Source organism: Ramlibacter sp. WS9, from assembly GCF_003797765.1.
Lineage (GTDB): Bacteria > Pseudomonadota > Gammaproteobacteria > Burkholderiales > Burkholderiaceae_C > Ramlibacter.
In genome coordinates, this window is record NZ_RKMB01000153.1 from 1 (window position 1) to 418 (window position 418).

The 418-nt window shown below is 64.4% G+C and carries 2 pseudogenes; both read right to left on the bottom strand.

Annotated elements, in window-relative coordinates:
• A pseudogene (locus EEB15_RS33405) lies at positions 1 to 261 on the bottom strand (TIGR03751 family conjugal transfer lipoprotein); the annotation flags it as partial.
• Positions 239 to 418: pseudogene (locus tag EEB15_RS33410) on the bottom strand (TIGR03752 family integrating conjugative element protein); the annotation flags it as partial. The pseudogenes EEB15_RS33410 and EEB15_RS33405, both read right to left, overlap by 23 nt.

Sequence of the window (418 nt, forward strand, 5' to 3'; positions counted from 1 at the left end):
GGTGTAGTCGGCCTGGTCGTTCGCGGAGGCAACCTGCTGCGGATCGATCGGGCGCCGCAGCGTTTGCCTGGCATCGAGGAGTAGCCGGCCACGGCTGTTGCCTAACGAGCTGGTTGCACCTTGTTCCCAGACGTCGAGCATGTTGGCCTCGCCGTGGGGCAGCATCTCCTCCTTGCTGGTGGAGCACGCTGAGAGGGTCAGCGCGCAGGCCAGGCCGGCGCAGAAGTGAAGAAGGGGGTTAGTCCAGGTCTGCTGTTGCATGAGCGGCTCCAGAGCTGTAATCGACCTTGCGGCCCTTGAGTTCGTAGTCGATCGCCAGTTGCTGATCGAGATGCACGGCGACCCGCGCGCCCGGTTGCACGTAGACGGCGGCGAAGGCCTCGCCGTACAGCTTGTTCATCCACTGCCGGATGTCGCT